Here is a 23,330-nt window from a genome sequence, read left to right on the forward strand (position 1 = left end):
CATCGCTGATTTTCAACTGAATCAAATACCTTTTCATTATATCAATCACCCTGAATCGGGTTATCACATAGGATAACCCCTACGTGTTTTTTCCTCAGCCGTTTACTGAAGGGAGTGCAAAGGTAATAGGATGTTTTTTAAATGCAATAGGTTTATTCATTTTTTGATTTAAACAAAAATCAACAACAGTGCAGTTATCTAAAAATCAATTATTTAATTATCTCCTTTCTAAGTCAAAAAATATAGAATTAGAGAATAAATGCATTCCATTGATCCAAAAACCCCTAATTAATGGATTATCGACATAATAGAAGACCTGTCCTTTTTTGTATTTCTCTGCTGCTATTAATGTTGATTCTCCTAATGAGTTCTTCAATTCTTCTCCTATATATCCAGAAACAGCATCAGTTTTAGCAATTAAACCAATATTATACCCATGATTTAGTAATGGAAGCTTATGGTTATTCTCCTTTATAAGGAAATACTCTTTTGAAAGACCTTTAGAAATTAAAGAAGATTCAGGCAATCTTAACTCCATTATACAACCCAATGCTTTATTCTCTGTTTTCCCCTTCGCCATAAACATTGCTTCTATATTAAATAACTTCTGCATTTTCTTGCTCATTTCTAATTCATGAATCTCATCTACTACTTTTATCGCTTTCTCTAATAAAATAACCTTTCCTCCTCTTTCTATAAAACTCTTGACTAAACTAGATATTTTAGAATTATACTGTCCATCAGAAATTATTAGTGTATTAACTTTCGACAAATCGAAGCTTGTTACTTTATCGGCGTAAAAAACATTAATAGGATATTCAATCACTTTGTCAAAGTAATACCACAGACTACCAAACTTTACAGGATTTACATCTTCCCCAGCAAGAACTGCAATACGAGGAGTTTTCATTACTTCAACTTTCCTTTCCCAATTAGAATCATTGATATGAATCAACTGAGGTATTACATTATTTTCTTCGATTACTTTTTTAAAAGCATCAAATTTTCGAGACATCATTAAACCAAAATATGGAAATACAATACTTCCTTTGGGAATAATCTGTTGATTGTATTCAAAGTCTTTCATTAAGTGGCCCACTTTGATTTGTTCCTGCATCAACTTTGATATCAGTTTAACATCAGAAATAGATTCCCATTCTAAGACGAAGAAGGTAGAATCCGTCAATGCAGTTTCATCAATACCACTTTTACTTTTTAATACTTTTTTTTGAGTAACCTTTTCTATCACCTCTTCTGTTTCCAACATGTCCAAACCAAAAGCATAAGGCAATGACCAAGCTGTAAGATCATAAGTTGTAGAATCTGTAAAATCTGCCTTGGGCTCTAAAAGCACCTTCAGCATACGCCCCATTGTTTGGTCTGTTGAAAAAACAATGTCTCCTTTCTCAATTTTTCTTTTTATTTGTTTTTGCTCAAAGTAGCTGTAACCTTTAACTGTTTTACTTTTTAAAACCTGTTCTCTTACGACTCCTTGTCTTTCCAATATAGAAGACATTAATTCAATGTTCTCTGAGTTCTTCTTTGTAGGAGTAATTATATAATTTTTCACAACTCCTCTATTAGCGTGGAAAAAGGCCTCATATTCTCTCAATAATTCATTTTGATATTCTTCTGCTATTATTAAAGTCATCAAGGATGTCTCAAAATGTTTCTGAATTCTGCCTTCTAGTGTTATTTCTTTCGTTTCATCTTTCGACTTATAAGATAATCCCGCCACTCCGTGTCCTCCTTGTTCAAAAGTAAAACCTACAGCTCCATTAAAACACGTCCAGCTATCCCCATAACTTGGGTACAATAAATCGAACACTTTACGTGTGAAGTATTCCCAATCCTGAGTTTTGAAATAAGATTCATATTTTTCGGATGCAATCTTTTGATACTTTTTTTGCCATGAAGTTACCTCTTTATGAATAGGATCTGCTGATGGCCCGAAGAAATATGAATATTGTGGCATCATTTCGTGAAAATCTACAAACACCTGAGGGTACCACTTTCTATATAATTCGGTTCTTTGGATTGTTTCTATTTGTGTACCCCATGCCCAATCTCTATTCAAATCAAATAAGTAATGGTTATATCTCCCCGTAGGCCATGGTTCAAGATGTTCCCATGTAGAAGGTTTTTGATTAATAAAGGATCCTTCTTTTGCTCTAAAATTGTTTACATATCGATCCCTACCATCAGGATTTAAACATGGATCAATTATCACTATCAAATTTTCTAGAAGACCGGCGTATTTATCTTTCAAAAGTTCAAATGCTACTTTCATAGAGACCTCAGAACCTGATGCTTCATTACCATGCACATTATAACCTAACCAAACTATAGCATTAGAATGTGAAGGTTTGCCTTCTAAAAAACCTGCTCTCTGTAAATTGGATTGACGAATACTTTCTAAATTCTGAATGTTTTTTGGAGAAGATATAGCCAATACAAAAAGAGGTCGACCTTCATAGGTCTCTCCATAAGGAATATATTCGACTTTTAATGACTCATCAGCTAGATAAGATAAATAATCATGTATTTTATGATGATAGGTAAATTGAGTTCCTAAATTATATTCTAAAAATTCGGATGGCGACTTTAAAGTTTGACTGTATGAAAATGTTGATAAAAAAAATAAACAGATCCACTGAATATAGAACAGTAGTCTTTGCATAGTTTCAGTTATAATATTTATGAATAGATTAGTAAAATAGTAAGAGTATTAATGAAAGCCTAAAATCTAATCAAAAAGAATTACCTATTTCAACTCCCAAAAGGTTACTTATTGATTTTCAATGAATTCTATGTTTATAAAACAGAATATTATATTAGTATTATTAAAAATGATAACACATAATGTTAATATCTTATTTATATTTATTATATAACAGAATTATATTTCGGTTAACATAAAATTATCAATATTTTAATCTGAATATAAAAGAAGTTCAATATTTATATTAATCAATGGTGTGAAATACATTTTTTATATAATTTATTTTATATAAAAAATTTATTCATTATAATTGTACTAAGGTATCCCCTTATATAACAATTAAATAACATATTACTACTGATCATTTTTTTCAATGCGATTAAATTCCTTACTAGCATTTATGTTTTTACTTTTCACAGTAAATACATCATTTGCCATTGTCGACAGTAATGAACCGACTTCAAAGGCTACAAAGTTGGAGGAGAGTGCTACTGCGTCTAGCACACGTTACATCTTTCTTAAAACAGTAAAGAAAGATTGTTTAGAAGGAGACACAGAGATTGTTTCTTCAATCATTCAGGTAAATATCAAGAATTTTGCACAGGAGAAATTTAAGATTCTAGCAAAATTTGAGAATGAAGTTTCAAAAAAGTATCCAAAAAATGTAATTCATGTAAATCTTAACTGTATAGAAGGTGTCTATACTGATCTTAGAAGTGCTACAGATGCTAAAAAAGCATTAATTGACAATGTAGAGAAATCAAGATCTATCGTTTTAAGATAAAAAAGCGAAATCTCACAAGGAAATTCCGCTTCTTATTAAATTCTCAGAAACTATTTATTCTTAAAAACTAATTGATCGTTTTCAACATCAATTAATACTATTGAATCTTTTTGGACATCACCTTTCAAGATAGATTTTGATAAATCATTCAGAATATATCTTTGCATTACTCTTTTCAATGGTCGTGCTCCAAATTCAGGTTCATATCCCAAATCTGACACTTTATTCAAAGCATCAGGAGTAATTTCAATTTCTATTCCGTTGCTATGAATCCTATTCCGTATATCCTTGAATTGAATAGAGGCAATTTTTCTCATATTCTCTCTGGTTAGAGGCTGGAACATCAGTATTTCGTCTATTCTGTTTAAAAATTCAGGACGTACCGTATTCTTAAGTAAATCCAAAGCTTTATCCCTACAGTTTTCTAGAATTTCTTCTTTCTGAATTGAAGAAGTTGCTTTCTCAAGATCATTTATCTTATCCATCATAAAATGTGCTCCCATATTTGAAGTCATGATTACAATGGTATTCTTGAAGTCAGCAACACGTCCTTTGTTATCTGTAAGACGACCATCATCCAATACTTGCAACAAGATATTAAAAACATCAGGATGAGCTTTTTCTATTTCATCCAATAAGATAACAGAGTAAGGTCTTCTTCTCACCTCTTCTGTAAGTTGACCACCTTCATCATATCCAACATAACCTGGAGGCGCTCCAATCAGACGACTTACTGCATGCTTCTCCTGATATTCAGACATATCAATACGCACCATTGCTTTCTCATCATCAAACAAGTAATCTGCTAGTGCTTTTGCTAACTCAGTTTTACCAACACCAGTTGAACCTAGGAATAAGAAAGAACCTATTGGCCTGCGTGGGTCTTGCAACCCTGCACGACTTCTTCTTACTGCATCTGATATGGCTGTTATAGCTTCATCTTGTCCTGCCACGCGTTTTCCAAGCTCATTTTCAAGATAAAGCAGTTTTTCCCTTTCGCCTTGTACCATCTTAGCCACTGGAATTCCTGTCCATCTTGACACTACTTCGGCAATATCTTCAGAATTGACCTCTGTACGAAGCATCACATTTCCAGAAGTAGATTCAGCTTCAGCATCTTTTTGCAATACTTCCAGCTGCTTTTCTGCCTCTACAATCTTACCATAACGTATTTCTGCAACCCTGCCATAGTCACCAGCACGTTCAGCTTGATCAGCTTCAATTTTATATTTATCAATATCACGTTTCAATTGCTTTATGCCATCCAATGTCTGCTTTTCACGTTTCCATTCATCTTCTAGCTCATTAAGCTTTCCCGTTAGAATTCGAATTTGATCCGTTAATATGTTTTCCTTCTCTACATCCTTTTCCCTACGGATAGCTTCCCTTTCAATTTCTAACTGCATGACTTTTCTTTTGATCTCATCTACCTCTTCAGGCATAGAGTTCATTTGAATCCTCATTCTTGAAGCAGCTTCGTCCATCAAATCAATAGCTTTATCAGGAAGAAAACGATCTGAAATATATCTATCAGAAAGCTTTACAGAAGCAATGATCGCATCATCTTTAATTCTTACGCCATGATGTACTTCGTACTTTTCTTTTATACCTCTAAGAATTGAAATAGCATCATCAACAGAAGGTTCGCCAACAGTTACAGGCTGGAAACGTCTTTCAAGTGCTTTGTCTTTCTCTATATATTTCTGATACTCTTTTAGCGTAGTTGCACCAATAGATCTCAATTCACCTCTTGCTAATGCTGGCTTCAATAAGTTAGCCGCATCCATAGCACTATCGCCTCCTGCTCCTGCACCAATCAATGTATGGATCTCATCAATAAATAAAATGATTTTTCCATCTGCACTTTGTACTTCTTTGATTACTGCTTTCAAACGTTCCTCAAACTCACCTTTATATTTTGCACCAGCAACCAAAGCCCCCATATCAAGAGAAGCAATGCTTATGTCTTCCAAGTTTTCTGGAATATCACCTGCAACAATTCTCTGTGCTAACCCTTCAGCAATTGCTGTTTTACCTACACCCGGTTCTCCAATCAGCATTGGATTGTTTTTGGTTCTTCTAGATAAGATTTGAAGCACACGTCGGATTTCCTCATCACGTCCAATTACAGGGTCCAACTTACCATCTCTCGCCATTTGAGTTAAATCAATCGCATATCTTTCAAGCGACTGATATTGTCCCTCTGCATTCTGGTCCGTGACTTTATTTCCTTTTCTTAATTCCTTAATGGCCTTTTTTAGGTAATCTTTCGTAAAACCAGCTTGTTTTAAAAGCTGTGCAACTTTATCACTTCCATCTAATAGGCCTAATAATATATGTTCTACTGCTACAAACTCATCTTCCATCTCCCCCATAAAACGTTCTGCTGCTTGTAGTGCTTTTGCCGCTTCGTTTGATAAATAAGGATTATCGCCTGTTGATTTTGGATAGGTCTGAACAATTTGATCTACTTGCTGATCAAGATTAGCTTTATCTGCCTTTATTTTATTAGTCAAAAAAGAAATCATATTATCCTCTTGCTGGATAATTGCTTTCAGTAAGTGACCTGTTTCTATTACTTGTTGTTGTAATCCTTTTGCAATCGTCTGTGCTTTTTGCAAAGCTTCTTGCGACCGGATTGTATATTTTTCGAAATTCATATTCTATTTGTTTTATTGAAGTTATTAGAGAATTAGTATTATCCGTCTCCGGTTGTATACTCATCAATAACTGTTCAAAATGGTAAAATCAGTCATATTTTCTGAATTGTACTTAAAATTTCTTCACTGTATGACGAAAAGTCATTAATCAACTGAAAAACAGAAAAATAACTAGACATTTTGTCTTTTTTTTCATTTCTCATCAATTTGAAGATTGTATTTTATTGTGAATGATTATAAAGGTTTAGTGAAATTGGTGTCTTGCACTAAACTATGATTGTCTTCAAAATATAGATACTATTGAATCCCAATTAAATACTGTTTATAATATGATGAATTTCGTTAAATACTTTGGTCTTGCCTTAGTCACTTTTTTTATACTGATGAAGTATATCATTTTTGGAAAATAAAAAGGGTAGCAACCTTAAGATTACTACCCTGTCTATTATTAAACTTTACTTATTTTATAAGAAGTTTGGTAAATCTAATTTTTTAGAAATTCTATACGCTGCATTCATCAAACCTACGTGACTGTAAGTTTGAGGGAAATTCCCCCATTGACTACCATCTGAAGAATCCACATCTTCTGATAATAATCCAACATGATTAGCATAGCTACTCACTTTCTCAAAGTAATCAATTGCTTCTTTAATTCTTCCTACACAAGCTAATGCTTCAATGTACCAATAAGCACAAATCAAGAATGTTGTTTCTGGCGCACCAAAATCATCTACGTGCTTATAACGATAGAATAAACCATCTTTTGCCATCAATTCTTTTTCCATTCCTGCCAAGTGACGTTTAGCTCTTTCAGAGTTTGGATCAAGGTAATTCATAGTGATCAGCTGTAAACATGACGCATCCATATCTTTTGCACCTGCCGCTTGCATATAAACACCAGTCTCCTCATCATAACATTTCTCAATCATTTCAGCTGCACGCTCTTTGATTTTCAATGCTTTGTCTGCCATTTTCACATCATCAAAGTACTGTGCCATTTTATATGCTGCTGAAGCTCCTGCCCAGTGGAAAAGGAAAGTATAACAATAGTGGCCTGGACGATCTCTGAATTCCCATAAACCAGCATCTTTTTCCTCCATTGTATCAGCGATTTTCTGTAAAGTATGCTCTACTAATTTCTTTGTATGCATTCTATACTTATTCGTGAAACGCTCATCAGCATATAGAGGTAGTAAAGACGTTAGTACCTGACCATAAACATCATTTTGAATATGAGTATAAGCATCATTACCAATTCTTACAGGTTTATTTTCTCCCAAATACCCTTTTAATGGCATTTCAATCTCAGTAATTTTTTTCTGAGCTGTAATTGTATAAAGTGGCTGGTAACGATCTTCTTCCTGCTTCGTTACATTTTCAATATATTTGAAATAAGCTTCTACTTCTTCAAAGTGACCAATGTTGTTGAAAGCATTCAGGGTATAATAAGTATCACGCATCCAACAATAACGGTAATCCCAGTTACGTGTACTCTTATGATATTCTGGAAGCGAAGTTGTACCGGATGCTATAATTGCTCCTGTATCTTCGTATTGGTGTATTTTTAAGATTAATGAAGAACGAATTAATTTTTCTTGATGGAAGAAACTGATACTTGTTGATTTCACCCAGTTTCTCCAATATCTTTTTGTTCTTGTATAGAAGTTTTCAGCTGTATTTTCAATAGCCGCCTCTAATGGTGCTCCATAAGTCAATACCGTATACACAGCACCACTTAATACAAATGAGTTTCCTTCCATTACATAAGATAAAGGAATATTGGTTGTTAATCTCATTTGTTGATCAAAACCTTCAAAACGGATATGGTTACTTCCTTGGGATTTTTGAGGAGTCATTTCACCATAATGACCTCTTGGGTCACATACTACTTGTACAGAAGGTGTTCCTTGCATTGGTTCAATTTTACGAACCATCATCAAAGGCTTATAATAACGATCGTCTTGCTCGAAACGAGGGGCAAAGTCAGTTACTTTAAAATCTCCATCTTCAGTATATATTTCAGTAACAAGAATATTTGTATTGGTTACATAATACTGTTTGGTCTCCTTTATTTTAGCTAAAGGTTTAACAGAAAACTCCCCTCCTTTTTCATCGTCTAATAAGTCACCGAAAACAAAACTGCTATCAAATCTTGGCCAGCATAACCATCTAACACTTGCTTTTGTATCGATATAGGCCATAAATGCACAGTTACCGATAACACCCATGTCGTACTTGTGTGTTTTCTTCATGTTGTAATGTTTGTTTTTGTCGTATTAATTAATAAATCAGGATGTGAGTAAACTACAATTTACTATATTTTTCATCAAAATATAAAACTTTGAATTCTGAAGATCGAAGTTTATTATGTTATAAAATTTCTAAAATTGTTGAGCATAAGCACTAAGAAGAACAATAAGGCGTTGAATTTGTATAGATAATAGTAAATTTATCAACTAGAGAGGCTCTTTATTTTTTCATATATTGCCTTTCAATCAATTTAAAAACAATTACTTCAACCATGAAAAAAATAATCTTAGCTTTATTTTTAGGCTTAATCGGGATTGTTGCATCTGCTCAAGATACTACTGGACCTGTACTCACTTTTGAAGAAAAAACATACGAATTTGGTGATATTCACCAAGGAGATGTTGTAGAACATACATTCAAATTTTCAAACACTGGAGATGCTCCTTTAGTCATTACTAATGTAACTACTACTTGTGGGTGTACTGCTCCTAATTGGCCAAAAGAACCAATTCAACCTGGTGATAATGGCGAAATTTTAGTAAAATTCAATAGTAGAGGTAAAAGAGGTGTTCAGAATAAGCCAATCACTGTTTATTCTAATGCAAAAACGACTTCTAAAATTTCTATTACAACCAACGTACTTGTTGAATAATAGTCATCTTGATAAAAGAAAAATGCCTGCTTCCTTCAATTAGGAAGCAGGCATTTTTTATAACTAGAGTTTGATATTATTTTACAATATAGATCACTTCTTTTTTCAACTCCTTAATTGCAGAAGTAATATCTGAAAGATGATCTAATGTTTTCTCTGCACTTTGATCTCCCAATACCTTCAAACTATTTTTCTGTCTGAAGGTCTGCTTGATCTCGTTCCATCGTTCCAGGTCAGACTCTGTAAGAATCTCAATCAGTTCCTTAAACTTCAAAAGGTTCTCTTCTGCCGCACTTGTCAACGTCTGAGATTCGTTTTCATAATGTGAAACAACTAACTCTTGAAGCTCTTTCTCATTCATTAATGGAGAAAGTTTTTCTGCTAGTTTATTCATGTTACGATACGACCCTTGAAGCTTGAATGGAGGTTCTACTCTATAATCGTCATCTTGTGCCGCAGATGCTACATAAGCTTGATTGACTTTTAGAATAACACTTTGTACATACAACAACTGTCTGAAGATTTTAGTACTTTCTTCTTTTTCATCTGTTGAAATACTCACTTCCAATTCTAAGTTCTGAAGATCATCGTTCTTGATGGCACTCACCAACGCATATAAATCTTTCTTCGGATAGTTTGTCCACTGAGAGATAAATTGATTTGAAGTAAGACAGTTCTCGATATAACTCAACTCAAATGCTGTTTGTGTACTACCGATTACTTCACCCAAATTATAAGTATCTGCTCTATTGGCCAACATATCTGGAATCTGGAATTTATCACCTGATTCAGTATACGGGTTCCCTGCCATAATCACACAGAACCTTTTGCCTCTTAGATCATACGTCTTCGTATTGCCTTTGTAAACACCTTCAATTTTTCTTTGTCCATCACAAAGTGAGATAAACTTTTGTAAGAATTCAGGGTTACAGTGCTGAATATCGTCAAGGTAAAGCATGATATTGTTCCCCATTTCAAGGGCTAAACCAAGCTTTTCCAATTCTTCCCTTGCCGTTGCATTTGGAGCTTCTTCAGGGTCTAATGACAATACTTGATGTCCAATCGAAGGTCCATTGATCTTCATGAAAATTAAGCCTAAACGATTGGCCACATATTCCATTAAAGTGGTCTTACCATAACCCGGAGGTGAGATCAATAAGAGCAAGCCCATAAGGTCTGTTCTCTTTTTAGACCCTGCCGCTCCAATCTGTTTCGATAAGTTTTCACCGATTAATGGAAGATAGACATCATTGATCAATCTATTTCTCACAAAAGAAGATAAGACTTTTGGCTCGAAAGAAGATAATTTTACTTCTTTCTTGAAGGCATCCAATACTTCCCTTTTCTGAGCTGTATATTGCTCAAACAATGGTAAGCTATTATGAATGTGTTTCTTTATACGCGCTGAAAAATCATAGAAGTTGAACTGGTATTTTCCTTCGTTAATTAAACTATGGTCACCCAATAAACCTTCTAACTCTTGTTCATACTCTACTTTAGAAAGTGCTCTATCTGCTTTGAAAGTCTCTAGTAAAAGTAAACTTGCTTCTAAAGTATAAGAAACATAATCTTCTTCTTTCTCAGTAAATGACGCTGACTTGAATAAAGTCGACCAGCCTATTTCCATAAACGTCAATAGTTTTTCCCATTGACCTGAAAGTTTACTGATGTGCTGATCAAAAGCATCCTTTACATTTTGAGCTAAAAGCAGACGTTTGAACTCTTCCGCTAAGAAATAAGCCTTTTCACTGATTTCAAAATAACCATATGTGAGTAAATCCATCAAACAGTAACCGATCTCTTCTATAGCTGTCTCTACTTCAAGGTTCAGCTTTTTCAACATTACCTCAACATGTGGTGTAATGTATTTTAGAATAGAAGATGGATCTGCTTTTTCTTCAAATAAAGAAGAGAAAAGCGAGAAACCGTTGGCCCATTCCTGAATGATTTCTTTTTCTTTCTTCGGAATTTCCTTCAGCCAGACAATTTGTGCCAATGCTCTTGTTACAGAATCATAGCATAATGTCTTCAATGAAGTATTCATAAGTGCATATACTTTGGCTACTTTTAAAGCATCCAAATCGTGTACACCTTTTAAATAACCATCATTTAATGAAGTACCCATAAATTGCTGGATTTCCTTCAATAAGGCTTCATCCTCTTGCTCAACAATAGCTGAGGCACTTTTAGTCGCTAAAAATTGATAGGCTAAATATTCACCTCTATATACCGCTAAAGATTCAGATGGTAAAGACATGGTCCATACTTCTTTTGTACTTAAAAGACTTTCATCGTGTACTTGCTCAAAGAAATCTGTTCCTGTCAAATGATAGAATAAATTACCTTTTCTCTCAATGATTGTAGCTCCTAATTCTTGTTGTGCTACCGCGAAAGAGTGCTTTCCGAAACGGATAAAGCCAGGACCGTCAACATTTAATTCATTACGGTCTCTCAATTGTCGAATAGCTTCTTTCTGTGCTTTCTTTAAGGCACCAAGAACCTCTTCACCTTTTGAGGTTTCACCAAAATCAATCAGACTTTGTGCCGTCTCTCTTAATTTTTCAATTAAAAGATCTGTGGAGAAGTAGGCAATCAACTGATCCTCTTTTTCCATCTTTTTTGCTTTCGCTAAAATAGACTGGATCATTCGGTCAGCAGAGTTACGTAAACGTAAAACCCTCTTATTACGAACTTCTTCTAATTGAATTTTCTTTGTTTCGAAAACAGTCGCTACTTCCTCTCTCTTCTTTTCAAGCTGTTCCGCAAAATCATCAAAGTCTGCAAATTTACCTTCTAGTTCTTCTACCTGTGCTGATAGCTTACTAAGGTATTCATCACATTCTTCTGGAGTAGTAGAAATATCTAGGAAACTGGAAACAGATTGTTCTAATAAACGATACTGAGCTGTAAACTCTGCTTCTGCTTCTTGCTTTCCTAACTGATTTTTCTTTTCTCTTGCCTGTGCTTGAACATTGTTGAGAGAAGAGAATAATTGAGAGATATTATTGATGATCTCTGCCGTTTGAGTGGCATCCTTAATTTTAAGGTTAGAGACGGTTTCAATTAATAACTCTAATTCTTTACCTAAAGCAGTCAGTTCATCAATCGCTTCTTCAACATCAATTGTTTTTTCCCACTCGGGCAATTGAGTTCGAAGTTCATCAATCTTAGAAGTAAAACCTGCTAATGCATTATCTCCTAAAAGAAATTGAATGCATCGTTCTCCTAACTTTAAAGAATGTTCTTTTAACTTTTCCTCTTTTTCTTCAATTGGAGGAATCTGAATGTATCGAACTTCTTTAAGACTGACAGCCTTACCTCTTAATGCTCTTAATGAAGCGAGTCCTTGAACATAATCACGAATGTCTTTATAAATTCCACGGTCAATTTGTCGTGTAATCTTCAAACATTCCTCATCAAAGGCTTTTTGTTGATCCTCTGCATTTTTGCGTTGACGGCTTACTTTCTCGTATTCCTCAATCGCCGCAGTAGCTGTATCCTTGATTTCATCAACAGGTTCAATGATATTCCCTACATCCTCTCTGCCTAACCATGGATACATGTCAGTTACTGCAGATGCTTCTTGCAAAATATCTGAGTAAAGCCCCATATAGTTATCGGACTTCTGACACAACACATTGATTCCATTCAACTGTGCCATGGCTTTTACAACCTCCTTATTACCAAGGTTTACAAGGTAATGATCATTTTCAGTAGTAGGTTCTACTAAATCTGCATCAACAAAAGGCGACTGTAAAATTTGAAGATTATGTACTTTTCTTGGCTCTTCATCTGCTTTAAAATAGACTAGTTCCCCATTAGGGAATACAGAATAGCCATTACACTTTAAAGGAGGTTGAACCGTTTGCTCAATAACATTATAGGAAAGAAGGATATACTCTCCGGTATCTCTTTGATAGAAAATAAATAGATAATCTTCACCGTTTGGTGCCACTATTCTCTTTTTGAAGATCCAATCGTGCTCTTCTTGTTCAAATAGTTTAGACTCTCCATTTTGAAGATAATATCCATTTGAGAATACGATACCTTGTTCTTCTGGCAATAAAATACAGGCATTAGAAATCGCATTGACTCTAATTGCCGTTTTTAATTTGTCATTGTAAACAAAGTACCTCCACTCCTTTTCTCTATAAGGGAGAACTTTCAGAAGAATAATATTACCAAGATCAGCATAATGGATTTCTCCATCTTCTAATCGCTGTTCTTTTTCATCTACTTCCTCCGCTAAAATTCCTTCACCGTCTAGGGTGTTGTCTTCTATTTTAATGGTAAGATCACCTCCTACTGTTTCAACAAACACTCTGTCGAGGATTGAAACATGTGGATGTTCACCTTCCCTAAAATCACTTCTTGTTGTTCTCTTCCATTCGAAATCATGCTGAGGTGGAAAGACCACTTCATGATCACTTCTAGCATCAGCATATTTCAAAGCACCCCCTGAGATTTCCCATTTGAAGGCTTTGATATCTCCAACTCGATCGCTCAATTGGAAGAGCATGTATAAGTTTTTTCCAGCTTTAAAGAACTGTGAGAACTTTGTATCTTTTTGGTATTGATACAGTTCATTAAAGTCTTTTATAAACTGTTTATCTTCTATCAAGGATAAGGACTCATTCTTGAATGTATGGGATTCGTTATCATAAGAATAGATTCCGAATACATCCGACAATGCCATCTCTTGCCTTAATCCCAACTGAACATTGTAACCGAAAAGAAACGTATCTCCTATTGGTATCATGTCTCTGGCGATACAGTTGTTTTCTGTCATTAATCGCTCAGAAGCAATCAGTCCAATTTCTATGGAACCGAAAATTTCTTTCCGTAAATTATTAAGTTGTTCTAAAGACTTGTGAAGTTCCTTACCGCTGTTTTGTAATCGTTGTTGGAGAAGTTCATAAGTTCCGTTTTCTAACATAACCTATTTGAATTAAGAGTTAAGAGTGAAGAATTAAGAACTTACCTTCACTCTTAATTTCTCCGACAAAATTATTTGATAAAAGTTGATGCTGCAGCCGCTGCTATACCTGTTTTTTCAGCTGTTGCTAAAGCACTGTCGATCCACGTTTTTTGAAGATCATCGTTGGTCATCGTTCTCATTTTATTCAAAAGACCAGCCACGCTTAAGTTTTTGATATCTTCAGTAGTTACACCGAATTGCTCAATGTATCCTCTTATTTTACCAATGATGTTTTTTCCATCAGAAGAATCCAATAAGTTGTCTTTTACTTCAGTGGCTACGCTACTTGTTTCAAAGAATGATTCCACTGTTTCACCCATGCTGATTGACTTGATGATTTTGTCGTACACTTGACTTTCACCGCCAATGATTTTGATGTCACTGCTTTTCACAGCTTCAGCCATCACTTGAGCTTGAGCTTTCGTCAATTCTTGTTGCATTTGGAATTTCGCTAAGGCTAATTCTTTCTCTTGGTTCAATTGTAATTTGAATCTCTCCAAGTCTTTGATTGCCTCATCCATATGTGCCGTAGCTTTTGCTTCCGCCTCTATACGTTGTGCTTCTACTAATGATTTCTCTTGTAAAACTTTCGCTTCCGCTAAACCTTCTAATTCAATTGACTTCGACTTCTTCTCCATTCCTTCTGCCTCTGCAATCATCTTCTGTCTTAATACTTCCGCTTCCGCTTCACCTAATTGTTTGTTGGCTAATGCTTGTGCTTCAGAAGTAGCAGCAATGTATTGTGCTTCTGCAATCGCTTCTTTCTCTCTTGCAATTGCTTTCGCTTCATTCACTTGTGCCTCAGCAAAACCTGAAGTAGCTTGTTCTTTTACTTTCGCATCTGCTAATGTTTTAATAGCCGCTGCTTTTTGGTTTGAAGTTTCGAAATCAGCTGCTGCTTCAATTTTTTGTTGTTCAGCATGTAATTTCGCTGCTTCTTTCTGAGCCTCTGCCGCTTTCAGCTCCATCATTAAGTTCTCTTCCGCTTTTTGTTCCGCCAACGTAATTGCTACTTTCTTCTGACGTTGTGCTTCTGCAAATGCTTCTGTATCCTTAATTCTTTCTTGCTCTTCCACTACAGATTTCTCAACTGCTACTCTTTCTTTGATCACATCTTGGATATCACGCTTCTGCTCTTCCAATGTTTTCTCTTTCGCAATTTGAGCCAATTCAACAACTTTCTGCTTTTCAGTTTCAGCTAATTGTCTTTCTTTTTCTATACGCTCGTTTTCTAACGCTTCCGTTTTCTCAATATTCTTCTGAGCTACTAAGATTTCACGCTCTTTATTTTTCTGTTGGATTTCAAGTTCCTCATCCACTTGTAACTTGATTTTCTCCGCTTTCAAGCGTTCTTCTTGTACAATCGTTTCCGTTGTAGCTTCTTCTTTTGCTTTGATTGTGTCAATTTCTCTTCTCTGACGCTCTTCCGCTTCAACTCTTTGCTTCTCTAAAACAAGTACCGCTTCTTCTTTTTCAACATCCTGCTTCTTGATCTTTTTCTCTTCTTCGTTTTTGATCAAGTTCGCTTGAATTTTTTGCTTAGCAGTTAAGTCGATAATCTTTTTGATACCCTCAGCATCCAAGATATTATCTGGATCAAGGTTCTCAACATTTGTTTGCTCTAAGTAATCAATAGCACAGTCATCCAATACATAACCGTTCAAGTCAGTACCGATAATGTCAATTACTTCTTGTTTTACTTTCTCTCTTGAGTTATATAATTCGATAAAATCGAAACGCTTACCAATTGTCTTTAACGCTTCTGAGAATTTTGCTTCGAATAATGAGATCAGAAGTTCAGTATCTGATGCTCTTTCACATCCTACTGTTTGCGCAACAGTTGCTATATCTTCTAATTGATTATTTACTCGGATAAAGAATACAACTCGAATATCTGCTCTTAAGTTATCTTGGCAAATTAGACCTTGTTTTCCTTCACGACTAATTTCAATACTTTTCAAAGAGATGTCCATTCTCTCTGCTTTGTGAACTACAGGGATAACTAAACCTCCTTGAGTGATTACTCTTAATCCACCCATACCTGTTCTTACAAGGGCTTTACCTTGAGGAACTTTTTTGTAAAAACTGACGATAAAACCTAGGATACCTAGAACCATGAATGCAGCAATAGCTACACCTGCAATTAAGAGTTGTGAGCCCATAAATTGATTAGTTTAAATTAAAGTTTTAAAAATTATATATACTATGGAAAATAGTTAGATTACTATTCTGTTACTTTTTAAGATAATACACTGTTATGTTTGCTTTTAAATAATAACATATGCTTTCGAATACTTTAAGTTGCTTTTTTCATTACTTAATTCATTAAAATTTCACATAAAAAACCAGCATGCTTCTCAATATTAAATTGACTAGCATATTAAAATATAAATACACAAAAATTACTGATTGAATTTACCCATGATTAGTTGAGTCTGTTTGCTTTAAATTAAATAGGTTCTACTAAATAACATTTTTGAGTAGAATCATATTCTATAACCATGGCTTCGTCTCCTTTAAAGAGACTACTATTTTCAGAAGTTTTGATATAAATTTTCTGTTCAGCATTTCCAATAAGCACTGTTGCTTGCCCTTTCTTGACATTTGAAGCTGGTAAAACAACTTTAGATACTTTACCTACAATCTCTCTATCAACTTCATGGTTAAGCTTCTTAAAAACCAATGCAAATGGATAAACGAAAAATCTTGACAAGAAAATAGATACTATCAATATTGGAAGGAATGCCATTAAAGCATAAACTCCAGAAGTATTACCAAAATAATGATTCCCAAAAACGGAGAATACCCACATCAATGTAGATAAAACTGTTATAATGATCATTAAAGGCACTTTCCCGACAAATAAAAATTCAGCAGTCGTTGCAAATACACCATGACCTACTGCTACATCATCAATATCGTGATCAATGTCTGCATCTAGATCAACTGTGCTATCTAATTCTAGATCTAGGGTATCAGGAGATAATACTCCTACCATAACATTTAACCAGTAAAATAAGCAGATTACAACTAGAAAGGTGTAAGGCAAGTTTACCAGATTAATAGATTCGTTTAATAGTTCCATTAAGCATTACGTTAGTGTCTTTTAAATTTAGTAAGAAAAGAGAGTAATTAATCCATCTTTTCAAATGTTTACATATATTAACGTCGTAACAAAAAAAATAGTTGAGGTTTTCAGGGGCCTCAACTACTTCTTTAACAATTTATATCTTTCCGTATTACAATTTGAAATAAATCTTAATACACCCCTATTATAAGGTATGTTTTTTCATTTTCATCAAAAAACGGTAAAAGTCTTTTCTATTTACCGAATTTATCTTTTAAGAAATTGTAAGCATCTTGTGCCTCTTTTTCATTAAAAGTCGCCAATGAATCTGCTAATTCCTTTCCTTTAGGATACCCTCCGAACATGGCAGGTGCATTTCCATAATAACGTAATAATCCCCAGTGTGCAGGTACATGTTTCGGATCGATTTCTATTGCTCTTTCAAATGCCGCTTTAGACTTCGGTGCAATTTGCATCAGTTTCAACATATTGGCTCCTTTAGCTTGTTGTCCCAAACTTGCTCCATAATAATAATGGTAATCCGCATTATCCGCTACTTTCTCTTTCAATTCTTCAAAAACAACCTCCGCTTCCTCATTATTCCACTGCCCTAAATAACACAAGCCTAATAACTCTTTTGCTTTTACCTCTTTATCTACATAAGGGGACAATAAATCAGGAATATTTGAAAAATCTTCCTCTTGCAATAATTTCTCTACTTTTAGTATTAAGTCCTTATCCATTATTTCTTTCTTTTATCTCTTAGTTTCTTGAAGAATTTCATTAAAATTTCGTGGCATTCTTCTTCCAGAATACCAGTAGTATATTTTGCTCTTGGGTGAGCTAGTTTTTCAGAGTAAGACTTGAAGCCTCTTTTCTCATCACTTGCCCCGTAAACTATCCGCCCTACTTGTGCCCAGAAGATGGCTCCAGCACACATTGCACAGGGTTCTAAAGTTACATATAAAGTACAATCACTCAAATGTCTTGAACCTAAATGATTCGTTGCAGCAGTAATTGCCAACATTTCGGCATGAGCCGTAGGATCGTTAAGCTTTTCAGTTTGATTGTATCCTTTACCAATTATTTTTCCATCGGCCACTACCAATGCCCCTACAGGTATTTCTCCTTCTTCAAAAGCATTCTCTGCTTCTTTCAAAGCAAGTCGCATAAATTTGACATCCTGAGAAGAATTATCCATAAAAATTGTACTATTCTAATATTTAAAATTAAGTGAATGAGTAATCACTTTTGATTGATTTTTTGATTCAAAAGCTAAAAACCTGTTTTTTAAGAGGTTTTCAACTGCTAAAAAGGGCCTGTTTAGACGAATGATCCCATCTTTTCGATAAACACATCTTATCCTTAGACAAAGAAATTTGAATATTCTCAATATTTTCAAACATTTACAATACGGAATTTTTAAATAAAGTACTACTAATTCAACGATGGTGTTAAGTATACATTTTTTAATATTTACCCCATTATCTACAATAAAGTACTTTGAGTTAACGTTTTAAAAGCACGAAGGATGAAACATTATACGCTCTCAGACCAAGAATTAATTGCACAATACCTTAATGGTAGTGAAGCTGCCTTTGAACAGTTATTGAACAAGTATAAGAATAAGCTATTTACTAGCATCTTATTAATCGTAAAAGATGAGTATGTAGCCGAAGACTTATTGCAAGATACGTTCATTAAGGCAATAAAAATGATTCGAGCTGGGAAATATAATGAGGAAGGCAAGTTTATGCCATGGATCTCTCGTATTGCTCATAATATGGCAATCGATTATTTCCGTAAGCAGAAGCGTTATCCTACCATCATCATGGAAGATGGAAGTAGTGTTTTTGATACTTTAGATTTTTCTGAAACTTCAATTGAAGACCAAAGAATCTTACTAGAAACACAAACTAACGTAAGAAACCTTGTAGACCGTTTGCCTGATACGCAAAGAGAAGTTCTTGTAATGCGTCACTACATGGAAATGAGTTTTCAAGAAATTGCTGATTCTACAGATGTAAGTATTAATACAGCATTAGGTAGAATGCGTTATGCCCTCATCAACCTTCGTAAAATGATGGAGCAACAAAGCGAAAATTCCAATAATGCAGTTAGACAAAAAACATCTAAACAAAGAGTGTTCTAATAAAGTACTAAGTTGGCTTTACAGAGACACATCTTACACTACTCTAAGTGAAGAAGATAAAGAATTTATACTTGATGATAGTAGTTGTGAGGCGTTTTTGATTAATGGTGTCAAGGTAAAAGCAGCACTAAACCGAATTAATGAAAAACCTAGTCAGAGGACTATAAAAAATATTATGGACTATGCAAAAAAAGCAATAGACCAAGAAGATTCTTCGAACTGATAAACTAAATGGCTCTTAAAGAAAGGTTACCGAATGGTGGCCTTTCTTTTTTCTTTCATATTTTCTAAGAAGCCTTTTTCTTTTTGAAACAAAATTCATCCAAACAAAAAAAAGAGACTGCCTTCTATGTTAAAGAAGACAATCCCTTTATCTATTCCAATTCAATTTTGTGCTAGATGATATTATATTTGATACCCATACTAATCATATAGTTCTTCGACATTGCTGATACATTGGTATCCTTACTGAGGTCATTTAATGAAACGCCATACGACGTTCCCAATGATAATGCAGTTTTAGGAGAAACTTGATAACTCAATTCTGCTCCTAACTGCCCAGTTACATTAACAGATTGATCCATAATGCTATCTGATACATTGTCAGTACTGCTTTGGTCTACAATCATATTAGTTACTAATGCTGTGTGCACTGCTAGTCTTAACTTTTTCTTTTCCAATGCATATCCTACTTTCACAGGAACCGAAACTACCTTCTGATTCAATTCCCCCAGCTCTGTCAATCCTGTTTTATAGGTATAATCAGCATACTTTACGCCAGCCTCTACAAAGAAACCTTTTTCAAATTGAATTCCAGCATTAACACCAACAGTAGGTGAAACGGCAGTCTGTGAAACCACTCGATCATTTACTTTGATATTTGGATCAAGACGAGACATCCCCACTTCTGCACTAACATAGTAGTTTTTATTTCTCTTTTGTTTTGACGCTGGAACTGCTTTATTTCTTTTTACAATTCCTAACTCCGAGAATTGCTCTTCTACTTCCACCTCAATTTCAGTTTCTGGCTCAATTTGAGATAAATGTATTGGAGGTAATTCCTTCTCTTCTTCGTGAGTTAAAAATGGCATGGGCGGTGGCATATTTACTGCAACCTTTTTTATTCTTGGTAAAATATGTTTATCCAAGACACTCACTGCTTTAATGGCGTCTGCTTCATATAATGAAGGTGAAACCATAGAAGCTGTATTTACATTTTTTCCATCAAAATCAGATCCGATTGATAAAGAATGAGGAGTTTCATATTTGACTAAGAAACTCGTTAATAATCCTACAGTAATTAAAGCAGCTACTGATCTAAGAAAGGTAAAGTGATTCTTTTTTTGGTTAATCTGATCGACTTCGGCTTCAATGTCATCCCATAATCCTTCCGGAGGAGACATTTGTTCATCTTGAAAAGCATCTTTCCAGAAGTTTTCAAAATCTCCTCTGTTATCCTCTTTCCATTGCATAGTAATTTCTTTCTAGTTGTGATTCTTCAATCATTTCCTTCAAAAGTTTTCGTGCTCTCGAAAACTGAGATTTCGATGTTCCTTCTGTAACACCTGTCATCTCCGCTATTTCTTTATGCTTATATCCTTCAATAGCGTATAAGTTAAAGATAACACGACAACCGTCAGGAAGTTTTTGTAACAATGATAATAATTCCTGGAAGCTATAATCTGAAAGTGCAACTGCTTCCTCTTTTAAATCATACATATCATTTACATCCATCATAGGATATAAATATAATTTTGAACGCTGATAATTGATGGCCGTATTGACTACAATTCTTCGCATCCAATGTTTTAAAGAAGATTCATTTCTAAAGGAATCAATCTTCTTGAATATTTTCACAAAAGATTCTTGCAAAATATCTCTAGCATCTTCCTCGGTTCTTGAATATCGACATGCAACGGCCATCAACACTCCACTGTATTGTTCGTATAATTTACGTTGCATTTTTTTGTCTCCGACTTTACAACCTTGGATTAATTCTTCATCTCTTAACATGATGGATTAAGTTAAGTTTAAACTACCCTATCGCAGTATAAAAAAATCAATATTACAGCTACTACATGATGCAAGACGTTTCTTACTTAATTTGACACTATCAAGTAGTTTAACTGTTTCACCTTAAGTCAATTGTGTCGCAAGCATTGACTAATGCTCACTATTATAGACACATAAAATGTAAAAATTGAATAGAGGTTTATGATGTTGAAGGTATATAAATTTTATTATATACTGATTATTAGGTAGTTATATTTTAAATAATTTCACACCAGTTCTTAATTGATTCTAAAAAAAGACTTAATCTATCTTAAAAAGGAATGTATTTGTTAATTAGTTTAAACTAGAATTTTCCTATAAAACCAAAGTGGATTTTAGCTAATTGGGTTGTAAATGGAATGTTATTCGTTCTTCCTAGTGCATAAGCTATAGAGAATTCTCCTGACGCTGTTGAAATATTCACACCTGCTCCCACACCCACTGGAAAGTCCCATTCTTCTTCTAATCCTGTTACTCCAATGTCAGTAAAAAGGAATAAAAAGGATTGATCTCCCATATTGACTCTAGGCTCAAACGTGATATAAGAATATCGGTCTACAAACAGTTCCCCTTCATTAAAACCTCTTATAGACCTAAAGCCTCCCAATCTAAACAACTCATTTTTAAATAAGTTATCTCCAAGCATTTGAGCACCTTTTAATTTTAAATACCCTTCTAGCCATTTTGTAATGCCAAAGTAATATTCTGTTTCTAATTGCCACTGAAGTAAGGAAGAGTTTTGAGGAATTCCATCATATACTTCAGAAGGTAAAGCAGGGTTAAAGATGATATTTCGTTGACCGCCTGTAAACTTGATTTCATACCTCCAGCCTCTACGAGGTGAGATAGGATTGTCTAAGTTCTGCCATTTATAACCTATGGAGTAAAGAATAGACTGTGTGTCATTTAATGTATCCACATCATTTTCATTCAGTTCTCTTAATATTCTGCTTGACTCCCAGGTTGCTCCTAAACTTAAACTAGCTCTAGTAGATACTCTTTTTTTAATTTGAATACTGTTGTCAACCTTCAAAAACGTTGAATCCTGCTGTTGAATATTAATATTGTAAGCAAAATCAATCGTTGATCTGAACAATCTTGGATGTTCATAAGTGGCATTGAACCACTGAGAATCATTATCAGGCCTTTTCCAGTCAATAAAAAAGCGCTTTCCTGTTCCAAATGGATTCCAAAGATCCAGTAAAACCTGTCCTGTTATTAATAATTCTCCTTCATTCTGTCCATTGGGTGCCATTCCCAACATACCATCTGCTCTGCTTGCTTTTCTTTTCTCTAATGGGATCTCTACCATTGCTTTACCATATTCAAAAACAACATCAGGTTTTTGTTTCAATTTTAGGTAAGGTGTTTCCTCTAAAATAACAGTTGCTTTATCTACATTTCTTTGCCTGAATGTTTCTCCTTTTTCTAAGCCTAAGTAAGCTTCAAAAAACTTTTTATGCACTCCTAATGGAGCATTTCTTTTTACAATCAAAGTATCTAAAACTACTTCGTCACCAAGATTTACATTAAGGATACCTGATAAATTACTACCATCAAAAAATATAGAATCAATATTGATAGAAGTAAAAGGATAACCTTGATTTTCGTAATAAGAAACTACTTGTTCTTTTGCTGTATCAAGGTCTTTTAATTTTACCCATTTTTCTTTTGAATTACCTCTCCAATACTTTCCTTTTAAAATTTGTGGATTGACAGATTTGATATCAATTCTTATTTCTTCTGATCTTGGTCCTAAAAATACTTTATTGATGTAGGTAGTGTTCTCAATAAAAGCTGTATCAATTGAAGCCATAAAATAACCTTCATCTCTCCAAAAATAAAGAAGGCTTTCACTATATGCTTTACATTCTTCAATTGAATTAAAGGTACTTGGTTCTTTTTGAAAAGGTTTATTTTGAGGTTCATCCACAAAATGAATATGAACTTCATACACAGGAGTTTGTCCCCACAAAACAGTCTGAAAAAGCAAAAGTAGAGTACTCAAAAAGA

14 protein-coding genes are annotated in these 23,330 nt (G+C 34.3%); 3 read left to right on the plus strand and 11 right to left on the minus strand.

Annotated elements, in window-relative coordinates; all coding sequences use genetic code 11:
• Positions 1 to 217: 217 nt before the first annotated feature.
• Positions 218 to 2,680 carry a M14 family zinc carboxypeptidase gene (locus AVL50_RS24280; RefSeq protein ID WP_062619326.1) on the minus strand — a complete coding sequence of 821 codons (2,463 nt, stop codon included), beginning with the start codon at positions 2,678 to 2,680 and terminating at the stop codon, positions 218 to 220.
• A 442-nt stretch (positions 2,681 to 3,122) separates the two neighbouring features.
• On the opposite strand from AVL50_RS24280, the gene AVL50_RS24285 reads away from it, so the two are divergent.
• Positions 3,123 to 3,506, plus strand: a complete 384-nt coding sequence (locus tag AVL50_RS24285) for a hypothetical protein (RefSeq protein WP_062619328.1) — start codon at positions 3,123 to 3,125, stop codon at positions 3,504 to 3,506.
• 50 nt (positions 3,507 to 3,556) lie between these two features.
• Here AVL50_RS24285 and clpB read toward each other — a convergent pair whose 3' ends face one another.
• Both clpB and AVL50_RS24295 read right to left on the minus strand, forming a co-directional pair.
• Positions 3,557 to 6,166, minus strand: coding sequence for an ATP-dependent chaperone ClpB (clpB, locus tag AVL50_RS24290; protein WP_062619329.1), 2,610 nt, complete (start codon positions 6,164 to 6,166; stop codon positions 3,557 to 3,559).
• A 464-nt stretch (positions 6,167 to 6,630) separates the two neighbouring features.
• Complete coding sequence (locus AVL50_RS24295) at positions 6,631 to 8,418, minus strand: glycoside hydrolase family 15 protein (RefSeq protein ID WP_062619331.1); 1,788 nt, start codon at positions 8,416 to 8,418, stop codon at positions 6,631 to 6,633.
• 269 nt (positions 8,419 to 8,687) lie between these two features.
• Between AVL50_RS24295 and AVL50_RS24300 the strand changes: the two genes are divergently transcribed.
• Complete coding sequence (locus AVL50_RS24300; protein WP_062619333.1) at positions 8,688 to 9,068, plus strand: DUF1573 domain-containing protein; 381 nt, start codon at positions 8,688 to 8,690, stop codon at positions 9,066 to 9,068.
• 76 nt (positions 9,069 to 9,144) lie between these two features.
• Here the strand turns inward: AVL50_RS24300 and AVL50_RS24305 are convergent, their stop codons facing one another.
• The 5 genes from AVL50_RS24305 to AVL50_RS24325 all read right to left on the minus strand — a co-directional run bounded on the left by AVL50_RS24305 (position 9,145) and on the right by AVL50_RS24325 (position 18,314).
• Positions 9,145 to 14,004 carry a DNA repair ATPase gene (locus AVL50_RS24305; protein WP_062619335.1) on the minus strand — a complete coding sequence of 1,620 codons (4,860 nt, stop codon included), beginning with the start codon at positions 14,002 to 14,004 and terminating at the stop codon, positions 9,145 to 9,147.
• 71 nt (positions 14,005 to 14,075) lie between these two features.
• Positions 14,076 to 16,208, minus strand: coding sequence for a hypothetical protein (locus tag AVL50_RS24310; protein WP_062619337.1), 2,133 nt, complete (start codon positions 16,206 to 16,208; stop codon positions 14,076 to 14,078).
• Between the two features lie 287 nt (positions 16,209 to 16,495).
• A complete protein-coding gene (locus tag AVL50_RS24315) occupies positions 16,496 to 17,131 on the minus strand; it encodes an OB-fold-containig protein (protein WP_082795991.1) in 636 nt (211 codons plus the stop codon).
• Positions 17,132 to 17,367: 236 nt separating this feature from the next.
• Complete coding sequence (locus tag AVL50_RS24320; protein ID WP_062619341.1) at positions 17,368 to 17,856, minus strand: hypothetical protein; 489 nt, start codon at positions 17,854 to 17,856, stop codon at positions 17,368 to 17,370.
• Complete coding sequence (locus AVL50_RS24325) at positions 17,856 to 18,314, minus strand: nucleoside deaminase (protein ID WP_062619343.1); 459 nt, start codon at positions 18,312 to 18,314, stop codon at positions 17,856 to 17,858. Before AVL50_RS24325 ends, AVL50_RS24320 begins: the two co-directional genes overlap by 1 nt.
• Before the next feature lie 330 nt (positions 18,315 to 18,644).
• Here AVL50_RS24325 and AVL50_RS24330 point away from each other — a divergent pair, with 330 nt between their 5' ends.
• Complete coding sequence (locus AVL50_RS24330) at positions 18,645 to 19,265, plus strand: RNA polymerase sigma factor (RefSeq protein ID WP_062619345.1); 621 nt, start codon at positions 18,645 to 18,647, stop codon at positions 19,263 to 19,265.
• 395 nt (positions 19,266 to 19,660) lie between these two features.
• On the opposite strand, the gene AVL50_RS24340 is transcribed toward AVL50_RS24330, so the two are convergent.
• The 3 genes from AVL50_RS24340 to AVL50_RS24350 form a co-directional block, all read right to left on the minus strand.
• Positions 19,661 to 20,737 (minus strand): outer membrane beta-barrel protein, encoded by a 1,077-nt coding sequence (locus AVL50_RS24340; protein ID WP_062619348.1) that lies wholly within the window; start codon positions 20,735 to 20,737, stop codon positions 19,661 to 19,663.
• Complete coding sequence (locus AVL50_RS24345) at positions 20,718 to 21,278, minus strand: RNA polymerase sigma factor (protein WP_062619350.1); 561 nt, start codon at positions 21,276 to 21,278, stop codon at positions 20,718 to 20,720. Before AVL50_RS24345 ends, AVL50_RS24340 begins: the two co-directional genes overlap by 20 nt.
• A 343-nt stretch (positions 21,279 to 21,621) precedes the next feature.
• Entirely contained in the window at positions 21,622 to 23,325 is a 1,704-nt protein-coding gene (locus AVL50_RS24350; RefSeq protein WP_157491522.1) for a BamA/TamA family outer membrane protein, read from the minus strand.
• Between the last annotated feature and the right edge of the window lie 5 nt (positions 23,326 to 23,330).

This window comes from Flammeovirga sp. SJP92 (genome assembly GCF_001583495.1).
Classification (GTDB): Bacteria; Bacteroidota; Bacteroidia; order Cytophagales; family Flammeovirgaceae; genus Flammeovirga.

Bases quoted from the DNA above. Each gene is read 5' to 3' on its own strand.
- AVL50_RS24280 (WP_062619326.1), bottom strand. From the start codon at position 2,680: ATGCAAAGACTACTGTTCTATATTCAGTGGATCTGTTTATTTTTTTTA.
- AVL50_RS24285 (WP_062619328.1), top strand. From the start codon at position 3,123: ATGTTTTTACTTTTCACAGTAAATACATCATTTGCCATTGTCGACAGT.
- clpB (WP_062619329.1), bottom strand. From the start codon at position 6,166: ATGAATTTCGAAAAATATACAATCCGGTCGCAAGAAGCTTTGCAAAAA.
- AVL50_RS24295 (WP_062619331.1), bottom strand. From the start codon at position 8,418: ATGAAGAAAACACACAAGTACGACATGGGTGTTATCGGTAACTGTGCA.
- AVL50_RS24300 (WP_062619333.1), top strand. From the start codon at position 8,688: ATGAAAAAAATAATCTTAGCTTTATTTTTAGGCTTAATCGGGATTGTT.
- AVL50_RS24305 (WP_062619335.1), bottom strand. From the start codon at position 14,004: ATGTTAGAAAACGGAACTTATGAACTTCTCCAACAACGATTACAAAAC.
- AVL50_RS24310 (WP_062619337.1), bottom strand. From the start codon at position 16,208: ATGGGCTCACAACTCTTAATTGCAGGTGTAGCTATTGCTGCATTCATG.
- AVL50_RS24315 (WP_082795991.1), bottom strand. From the start codon at position 17,131: ATGGAACTATTAAACGAATCTATTAATCTGGTAAACTTGCCTTACACC.
- AVL50_RS24320 (WP_062619341.1), bottom strand. From the start codon at position 17,856: ATGGATAAGGACTTAATACTAAAAGTAGAGAAATTATTGCAAGAGGAA.
- AVL50_RS24325 (WP_062619343.1), bottom strand. From the start codon at position 18,314: ATGGATAATTCTTCTCAGGATGTCAAATTTATGCGACTTGCTTTGAAA.
- AVL50_RS24330 (WP_062619345.1), top strand. From the start codon at position 18,645: ATGAAACATTATACGCTCTCAGACCAAGAATTAATTGCACAATACCTT.
- AVL50_RS24340 (WP_062619348.1), bottom strand. From the start codon at position 20,737: ATGCAATGGAAAGAGGATAACAGAGGAGATTTTGAAAACTTCTGGAAA.
- AVL50_RS24345 (WP_062619350.1), bottom strand. From the start codon at position 21,278: ATGTTAAGAGATGAAGAATTAATCCAAGGTTGTAAAGTCGGAGACAAA.